Raw genomic sequence first — 476 nt, forward strand, 5'->3', positions numbered from 1 at the left:
ATCCGATGATGTCGCTGATGCGGAAGTTCATGGTGGGCGTGGTTTTTGGCCTGGGCATGGACTACGAGGTATTACTGGTCACCCGCATGCGGGAGGCGTACGTCCACGGCGAACGCCCGGGCCAAGCCGTCGTCACCGGCTTCCGGTACAGCGCCCGCGTGGTCGTGGCCGCCGCCGTCATCATGATCGCGGTGTTCGCCGGCTTCCTCGGAGCCAGCGACCAGATGGTCAAGATGATCGGCTTCGGCCTGGCCATCGCCGTCCTCTTCGACGCCTTCGTGGTCCGCATGGCCATCGTCCCGGCGGTACTGGCGCTGCTCGGCCACAAGGCCTGGTGGCTGCCGAAGTGGCTCGACCGGCTCCTGCCGAACGTGGACGTGGAGGGCGAGAGCCTGCGCAAGCACCTCGGCGACTCCTCGGAGGGCCCGGACAAGGACCGCGAACTGGTCAACGCCTGACCGTCGGCGCCTGACCGT

Annotated in this window: 1 protein-coding gene; it reads left to right on the forward strand. The window is 67.2% G+C overall.

What is annotated here, in order from left to right:
• A partial coding sequence (locus G3I71_RS47040) for an MMPL family transporter (RefSeq protein ID WP_164325079.1) occupies window positions 1-458 on the forward strand: 458 nt, incomplete at its 5' end.
• Between the last annotated feature and the right edge of the window lie 18 nt (window positions 459-476).

Source organism: Streptomyces sp. SID12501, from assembly GCF_010550245.1.
In the GTDB taxonomy this organism is placed as follows: Bacteria; Actinomycetota; Actinomycetes; order Streptomycetales; family Streptomycetaceae; genus Streptomyces.